The organism is Sphingomonas sp. IBVSS2 (genome assembly GCF_002127225.1).
Classification (GTDB): Bacteria; Pseudomonadota; Alphaproteobacteria; order Sphingomonadales; family Sphingomonadaceae; genus Sphingomonas.
Genome location: NZ_NFUR01000007.1, coordinates 191,855 through 199,946, shown reverse-complemented (window position 1 = coordinate 199,946; position 8,092 = coordinate 191,855). Strand labels below are relative to the sequence as shown.

Sequence of the window (8,092 nt, the reverse complement as noted above, 5' to 3'; positions counted from 1 at the left end):
CCGCAACGTCCGGGCCCCGGCCGACCAGGAACTCGTCCTGCCGGCTGATCAGCAGGTTGCCCGTCGCGGCATTCAGGAGGAGCTGCTCGCCACCGCGCCCGACACTGGCCGATCCCAGCAAGCCCGACGATCCCAGGGCACTCCCCGAACCGCGCTCGAACCCCGTCCCGGCGCCCGTGAAGATCGCAACCATCCGTTCCCCCTACGCATACACGGACGGCAGATGCGCCGCCCGAATTGGGCTGTCGGCGGAATTCGGCGATAGTTTAGGAGCGCGCCCAAATAATCTCGGGCGGAAGGAATCCCGCGCGCACCGACTTTCATCCTGTCGGCCAATGCAGCGCTCGGCTGCGCCACGCGCATCGTGACCGGGAGATGCGATTGCGATAGATGCGTGCCGTGCCAGTGAATCGATCCGTTCTTCCCGTTGGTATTTCAGTCGGTGCGATCGTCGACCAGGCGCTGGACCTTGTTGCGTCCGGCGGCCTTGCCGAACTGACGCTGCGGCCACTCGCAACCAGCCTCGGCGTCAGCGTGCCGGTGATCTCGACACGCATGGGCAGCAAGGAGCAGTTGCTCGAAGGCGTGACGCAGGCGGCGCATGCCGGCGATCTGGCGTTCTTCGGAAAATGGCGCGCACTCGCGGGCGATGTGGGCGCTCCGGATAGCGCCGCACGCGCCGCGATGGCGGAACTCGCCCTGCGCGAATGGGTGACCCGGGAGCGGCGCCAGGTCGTCCTCCTCATCGAGCTGGTCCATGATCGGGCACTGCGGCCCGACCGGCTGCCCGCGCTCGAGAACTGGCTCGACGATGCCGGCCGGTTCTGGGCCGAACTTCTATTCGGGGACGTGGCGCTGGCCGATCTCGCAATCGGTTATGTGCTCGACGAGGCGGGATTCTCGCTCGGTGCCGACGATAGTCCGCAATATGCGCTGCTGCGCTCCCTGTGCCTCCGGCGCTTCGCTGGCGGCATATTCCCCGGGGCGGAGGCCGGGGACGGCGAAACGATCGCTTCGCTGATCCGCTTGCTCGAGGCCGACGTGCCGCTCACGGCGCGGGAAGGAGATGCCAAGCGCCAGCGGATCGCGGGCAGCGCCGCCGATCTGATCGTCTCGCAAGGCATAGATAGGGTGACGCACCGTTCGGTCGCGCTGGCCGCGGGCGTGCCCGCCTCCACGGTCGTCTATCATTTCGGGGGGCGCCCGGCATTGGTGGTGGCGGGGCTCCACGCCGTCATCGCCCGTTTCCACGGCCGCCGGAGCGATATTCGCGCCGCGCATGACGGTGGACCGCCGAACGACACCAGCATTCAGGACCTGGTCAAGGCGACGTCGATGATCGCGCTGGCCAGCGCCCGCGAGCCCAGCCTGTTGCCCTATGCGCTCGACATGCGGCGCAGGCGCGGCGAGAACTGGCGGGCGAGCGATCTGGCACCCATGGGGATCGGCATCGGGGCCGGCTTCGATCGTGCGGCCGCGCAGGTGCTGTCGATCGCCGTCTTCGGCATGGGAATGATCGGCATGGCGCGCAAGATACCCGATCGCGCGCACTATATGCGTGCCTTCGCCGCCCTCGAAGCCTGGCGCACGCGATCGACTCGCTGAGCGCGCGGAGTCATCGAAACGGCATAACCCGCTGATAGGCGCCGTGCCGGAGTGCGCGGGATGGCGGATCGGGAAACATTGTCGCGCACGCGCCTCGTCGTGCTGTCGCTGCCCTCGCTGGCCTTTGCCGGTTATGACCTGGCCCGGCGAATCTTCCTGGCACCGTATCTCTCCGGCGAACTCGCGCTCCAGATGGGCGTCGTCGGCTGGCTGGTGCTGCTCGCCAACTTCGCGCCGATCCCGGCCGAGCTGCTCGCGGGATCGATGGGCGATCACGGATCGCGCCGGTTCGGGCGGCGGCGCCTGTGGATGATCCTGGGTACGGCGCTCGTGCTGATCGGCACCGCCGCACTGCTCGCGCACGGCGCCGCGCCTTCGATCGCCTCGATAGCGAGCGCATTGGCCGCCTTGGTGGTCGGCTGGGCATTGTGCAACGTCACGCATGGCGCCTGGGCGCTGGAGGCGGCGCGCGATGCCCGGGCCCGCGGACGGGTCTTCGGCACCCGAACGCTGTTCGGTATCGCCGGGGGCATCGGCTTCTCGGCGATCGGCGCGGCGCGGATCCCCGCCTGGCCCTCGCCCTTCATGGCGATCATGATCTTCGTCGCCTGCGGCGCGCTGGTGCTGCACGCCGCACTCATCGCGCTGGTACCGGATCGTGCGGGCCCGCCGGGCAGGTGGCGGGTCGCCGGCCTGCTCGCCCCGCTGCGATTGCTGTTCGCCAGTCGCGACAACCGCCGGCTGGCCGCGCTGTTCGCGCTAAATGGCGCGCATGCGGCGATCACCGCGACCGGCTATTTCTACATGGTCGACGATGGGCTGGGGCTGCGCGGCTGGGCCCCGGCCGGCATTCTCGTCCAGACGATCTGCGCCGCCATCGGCATTCTGGCGGCGCTGCACATCGCCGCCAATCTGAGCGCACACACCCTGCTGCGGCTGACGCTCTGGGCGAATCTGGTTCTGGCGCTCGCCTTGCCGATGCTGCCGGCTCGCTCCCCGACTGCGCTGATGCTGTGGACGATGCCCTTCGGATTGGTCTCCGCGATCGACTTCATGGCCCTGCGGATGCTGCTCGGCGCACGGCTCGATGCCGCGGACACGCCCGCGGGGAAGCGCGCCGCGGCGCATTATGCCGGGTTCCACCTGCCCTTCAATCTGTGCGGGGCCGTCGCCTCGGGTCTGTTGTTCACCGGCTATCGCACCCTGGGGTTCGATCCGCGCGCGATGCTCGCGCCTGAACAGACGTTCGCGCCAGTGCTGCTGGTCCCGAGTCTCGCCGCCGCGCTGATCACCATGGCTTCACTGCGGATCCTGGCGGAGGAGGCAGATTCAACGCGCTGCACAGGCTCCACCACGTTAACTGAACAAATGTAATTCTGCTGTCATGCAGAAACCCTAGGGCGACCCTCGTATCCCGCCGAATCGGTGGAACTTACAGGGGGATTGCGAATGAAGAACGACCTGCTTCGCGTGCTGATGGCCAGTGCAACGACGATTGCATGCGGCTTCGGCATGACTGAACAAGCGTACGCCCAGCACGATTCCGCCGCTCCCGCGCAGGCATCGGAGGCGACGTCGGATACCGGCCTGGCCGACATCGTCGTCACTGCGCAGCGCCGCCAGGAAAAGGCGCAATCGGTGCCGATCTCGATCACCTCGGTCAGCGGCCAGGCGCTGGAGGACAGCGGCTTCACTTCGCTCACCGACCTGCAATATGTCGTGCCCGGCGTTCAATATGACCCCACCCAGGGCGCGGCCTTCCAGATCCGCGGCGTCGGCAGCACTTCGTTCGACTTCTCCAACGCCAAGTCGGTCAACGTCGTCGTCGACGACGTGGTGATGGACGCCCAGCGCGACAACGGCCTGATCGGCCTCACCGATATCCAGCGCGTCGATGTGCTGATGGGCCCGCAGGGCACGCTGTTCGGCAAGAATTCCACCTCCGGCGTGATCGCGATCACCACCAACAAGCCCGTGATCGGCAAATTCTCCGGCACTGCCTATGCCGCCTATGGCGAGCGCAACGACCGCAACACCAACCTGACCCTCAACGTGCCGATCAGCGACCAGGCCGCGCTTCGCCTTTCCGCCTTCGCGCTGGGCCAGGACGGCAAGGGCCGCTACGTCGTGCTCGACCGCAATCTGGGCCTGGTCAGCGAATGGGGCGTGCGCGGCAAGCTGCTGTTCCGGCCGGCGCCCTCGCTCGAACTGGTGCTGGCCGGCGAATATACCCACCATATCGACACGGCCATCCGCGTGCCGGTGGGCGGTCCGGCCGGCTCGACCTATGCGCCCGCCGCCGCGCTCACCGCGGCGCAGATCGCCCTCGGCGTGATCCCGGGGCCCGAGAATGCCGACAGCGCCGATGGGTCGCTCGGCCACAACACCACGACCAACAAGGGCGGCTCGCTCCATGTGAACTACGAGATGGGCCGGCACACGCTCACATCGATCACTGCCTATCGCGAGACGACGTTCGACAATGATACGCCGGCCGATCTGCTGCCCCGCAATATCTATGCCTACATCCCGTTCAACTCGGGCCGGCTGAAGACGAACAAATTCAGCGAGGAGATCCACTTCGCTTCGCCCACGGGCGGGACGCTCGAATATCTGTTCGGCGCTTTCTACAACAAGCTGAACGCGAAGCAGACCCAGCTGCAATGGGGCACGCTCGGCGCGCCGCTGCTCTCGCCCGCCGGCGTGCCGTCGCCGACGCTCTATGCGCTGACCGGCGCGTTCGATCCGATCACGCGGGCGATGCTCGGCAACGCCGTGCTCTTCGATGCCTCCAACGAGACGGCGGCCGCGTTCGGCCAGGTCAAGATCACGCCGGCACGCCAGTTCAGCGTGACCCTGGGCGGCCGCTACAACTATGACTGGAACCGCCAGACGATCGGCTACATCAATATCGATCCAGTGCCGATCACCGGCTATTCGCCCATCTTCGTCGCCACCAGCTCCGGGCCGACCGAGGCATTCCGATCGGGATCGAAGAAGGGCGGCCGCTTCACCTATCGCATCGCGCCGCAGTTCACGATCAGCCGCGACGTGATGCTCTATGCGAGCTATGCCACGGGCTACAAGCCGGGCGGCGTCGCGTTCGTCGGCAATCGCTACGATCCCTATAATCCGGAATCGGTGAAGAGCTGGGAAATCGGCCTGAAGAGCGAGTTGTTCGATCGCCGCGTGCGCTTCAACCTCAATGCGTTCGCGTCGAAGTTCACCAATTTCCAGGCGACGATCCTGACTCCGGTGAGCACCGGCGTCGGCGGGTTCATCCTGGCCTCGGCGATCGGCAACGCACCGGGCCTGCGCTCGCGCGGCATCGAGGCATCGCTGGCGATCAAGCCGGCGCGCCAGGTCACGCTCGGCGGTTCGGTGACCTACACCGACGCCATGTTCACCGACTATGTCGCCAGCCCGACCGCCAACTATACCGGCACGCGCCTCACCAACGCGCCGGAATGGCAGGCAAGCGTCACCATGGACTATGCCGACGAGATCGGCGCCGGGCTGAATTTCAAGGCGCATCTCGACTATGGCTATCGCAGCGACACCCAGACGGTGACGGGCGCGATGCTCGGCGACATCCTCGCGCCCGCCGTCAGCAACCGGGACGGCACCAAGACGCCCAATTCCACCTATTCGCGGATCCCGGGCTATGGCCTGCTCAACGGCCGGATCAGCCTGGCCAAGGTGGATGGCGCGGTCGAGTTCGGTGTCTATGCCCGCAATCTGCTGAACACCTATTATTCGACGGGGTGGCAGATCTACGGCGCGCTCGGCCTGCTCCACTACACTTCGCCGAACGCCTATCGCACGCTCGGCGGCTTCGCGAAGATCAACTTCTGACGCGCGCCTTCGCCTCTCCCGGCCATGCGGCCGGGAGGGATGCGCGCGACCCGACGCACCAAGGACACCCGACATGAAGAAGCTCGCAACCGGCCTCGGCCTGATCGCCACCTGCGGCATTGCCGCAATCGCCGCCGGCGGCATTGCCGCAATCGCCATCGCCCAGGAAGCGCCGCGCACCGACGAAGTGCGGCTCAACCAGATCCAGGTGATCGGCACCCACAACAGCTATTCGCAGGGCGTCGACCCGCAGCTGCTGGCGATGGTCGATGCCACGCTCGGCCCGAAACTGGCCGCCTTCGCCAAGGCCATGCCGGAGAAGATGAAGGCGGACTGGCAGGAATATCACCCCAATTTCACCAGCATGAGCGAAGGGCTGAACTATCGCTACACCACGCTGACGGACCAGCTCGACGCCGGGATGCGCAGCCTCGAGATCGACATCAACAACGATCCCCAGGGTGGCCGCTACGCGCATCCCGCGGGCCTTGCGGCGCTGCGTGCCAAGGGCGTGAAGGACGGCCAGATGCTGCCCTATGACGCCACCGACATGGAAAAGCCGGGCCTCAAGGTGTTCCATGTCGCCGATCTCGACGTGCGCTCCAGCTGCAACCTGTTCACGCGCTGCCTGAAGCAGCTTCGCGCCTGGTCGGATGCCCATCCGGACCACGCCCCGATCTTCATCCTGGTCGAGGCGAAGAGCGATGCCTTGCCGGTATTCCCCAACGCGACGCCGCCGCTTGCCTTCGATCGCACCGCGTTCGACGAGATGGACCAGTCCATCTTCCGCGAGATCGGCCGCGACAAGCTGGTGATCCCCGACGATGTCCGCGGGCGCCATCCCACGCTCGAAGCCGGCGTGCTGGCCCATAACTGGCCCACGCTCGCCAAGTCGCGCGGCAAGTTCGTCTTCCTGCTGTTGACCGCGATGGATCCCAGGGCGCTGGCCGCCTATCATGCGGGACGCGAGAATCTGGAGGGTCGCGCGGCGTTCCTGCGCGCCACGCCGGGGCAGAGCTATGCCGCGTTCCTCCTGCTCGACAATGCCGATGTCCGCGCCCGGGAGATCCCCGAACGCGTGAAGCAGGGATATCTCGTCCGCGCCCGCGCCGATATCGAGACCTATGAGGCCAAGGTGGACGACCTGGGTCGCGCCAACCGGGCCTTTGCCAGCGGCGCCCAGATCGTCTCGACCGACTTCTACAAGCCGGGCAACGCCTATGGGACCAACTATGTCGTGCGGCTGCCGGGCGGCGGCGAGGCGCGCTGCAATCCGGTCAACGCACCCAAGGCCTGCCGGCTGCAGCGCTGACGCGGGATCGAATGAAGGGCGACGCATCCGCTCCCGAGGGGGGAGCGGATGTACGGCACCGGCCCGTGGATGGCCATTTGATCAAATTGGCTGGGGCGGAAGGATTCGAACCTTCGGTACACGGTACCAAAAACCGTTGCCTTACCACTTGGCTACGCCCCAGCGGGAAGCGCGCTTATAGGGACTTAGGGCAGCCGTTCAACCCAGCCATGCGGGTCCGGCGCGGTTCCGCGCTGAATGCCGCCCAATTCCCCCCTGAGCCTCTCGGTAAGGATGCCCGGTCCGCCGTTTCCGATCATGAACTCATAGCCGCGGCCGCGCACCTTGCCGATCGGCGTGAGCACCGCGGCGGTGCCGCAGGCAAAGGCTTCGCGCAGCTTGCCGCTCTGGGCATCGGCCTTCCACTGGTCGGTCGAATAGCGCTCCTCGCGCACTTCGATTCCCTGCGACCGCGCCAGGGTGATCAGCGAATCGCGGGTGATGCCGGGCAGGATCGTGCCGCCCAGCGGCGGCGTGACGATCGAGCCGTCATCCATCACGAACATCACGTTCATGCCGCCCAGTTCCTCGACGAAGCGGTTCTCGACCGCATCGAGGAACACCACCTGGTCGCAACCCTGATCGATCGCTTCCTTCTGCGCGACCAGGCTGGCCGCATAATTGCCCCCGCATTTCGCCGCGCCCGTGCCGCCCGGCGCGGCCCGCGTGTAATGTTCCGAGACCCACAGCGTCACCGACGGCGCACCGCCCTTGAAATAGGCGCCCGCCGGCGAGGCGATCACCATGTAGAGATATTCGCTGGCCGGCTTCACCCCCAGGAACACTTCGCTCGCGAACATGAAGGGGCGCAGATAGAGCGAGCCGCCCTCGATCTCCGGGATCCATTTCTGATCGACCCGGACGAGCTCGCGGATCGAGTTCAGGAACAGCGCGTCGGGCAGCGGCGCCATCGCCATCCGCTCGGCGGACTCGCGGAAGCGGCGGGCATTCTCGTCCGCGCGGAACAGCGAAACGCCGCCATCGGGCAGGCGATAGGCTTTCAGCCCTTCGAAGATCTCCTGCGCATAATGGAGCACCGCGGTCGCCGGGTCGACCTGGATCGGGCCGCGCGGCAGGATCTTCGCGTCGTGCCAGCCCTTGTCGGCGCTGTATTTGATCACGGCCATGTGATCGGTGAACACCTTGCCGAAACCCGGATTGGCGAGCACCGCCGCACGGTCGCTGTCGCTGACCGGGTTGGGATGCGCCTCGAACTCGAAATCCAGGATCGTGGTGTCTTGCATAGCACTCGCCTTCGACTCTGCCGGACCGGCTTGCAGC

General features: G+C 66.5%; 6 protein-coding genes and 1 tRNA gene. 4 read left to right on the top strand and 3 right to left on the bottom strand.

The window, feature by feature from the left end; all coding sequences use genetic code 11:
* The coding region (locus CAP40_RS19290; protein WP_144034445.1) for a hypothetical protein at positions 1-193 on the bottom strand (193 nt) is incomplete at its 3' end.
* 212 nt (positions 194-405) lie between these two features.
* On the opposite strand from CAP40_RS19290, the gene CAP40_RS19285 reads away from it, so the two are divergent.
* From CAP40_RS19285 to CAP40_RS19270, 4 genes are all read left to right on the top strand, one after another.
* Positions 406-1,605 carry a TetR family transcriptional regulator gene (locus CAP40_RS19285; RefSeq protein ID WP_179188376.1) on the top strand — a complete coding sequence of 400 codons (1,200 nt, stop codon included), beginning with the start codon at positions 406-408 and terminating at the stop codon, positions 1,603-1,605.
* 60 nt (positions 1,606-1,665) lie between these two features.
* Positions 1,666-2,979: an MFS transporter gene (locus CAP40_RS19280; RefSeq protein WP_144034443.1), complete on the top strand. Its 1,314-nt coding sequence runs from the start codon at positions 1,666-1,668 to the stop codon at positions 2,977-2,979.
* A 138-nt stretch (positions 2,980-3,117) separates the two neighbouring features.
* Positions 3,118-5,460, top strand: a complete 2,343-nt coding sequence (locus CAP40_RS19275; RefSeq protein ID WP_179188375.1) for a TonB-dependent receptor — start codon at positions 3,118-3,120, stop codon at positions 5,458-5,460.
* Positions 5,461-5,533: 73 nt separating this feature from the next.
* The gene (locus CAP40_RS19270; protein ID WP_086131175.1) at positions 5,534-6,772 is read left to right on the top strand and encodes a Ca2+-dependent phosphoinositide-specific phospholipase C; all 1,239 of its coding nucleotides are present in this window, start codon (positions 5,534-5,536) and stop codon (positions 6,770-6,772) included.
* An 87-nt stretch (positions 6,773-6,859) separates the two neighbouring features.
* Here CAP40_RS19270 and CAP40_RS19265 read toward each other — a convergent pair.
* Positions 6,860-6,934: transfer RNA gene (locus CAP40_RS19265), tRNA-Gln, on the bottom strand.
* 23 nt (positions 6,935-6,957) lie between these two features.
* On the bottom strand, positions 6,958-8,055 hold the full coding sequence (locus CAP40_RS19260) for a branched-chain amino acid aminotransferase (protein WP_086131174.1): 1,098 nt from the start codon (positions 8,053-8,055) through the stop codon (positions 6,958-6,960).
* Positions 8,056-8,092 lie beyond the last annotated feature (37 nt).

Excerpts from the sequence above, each read along its gene's own strand:
- CAP40_RS19280 (WP_144034443.1), top strand. The coding sequence starts at position 1,666 with ATGGCGGATCGGGAAACATTGTCGCGCACGCGCCTCGTCGTGCTGTCG.
- CAP40_RS19275 (WP_179188375.1), top strand. The coding sequence starts at position 3,118 with ATGACTGAACAAGCGTACGCCCAGCACGATTCCGCCGCTCCCGCGCAG.
- CAP40_RS19270 (WP_086131175.1), top strand. The coding sequence starts at position 5,534 with ATGAAGAAGCTCGCAACCGGCCTCGGCCTGATCGCCACCTGCGGCATT.
- CAP40_RS19260 (WP_086131174.1), bottom strand. The coding sequence starts at position 8,055 with ATGCAAGACACCACGATCCTGGATTTCGAGTTCGAGGCGCATCCCAAC.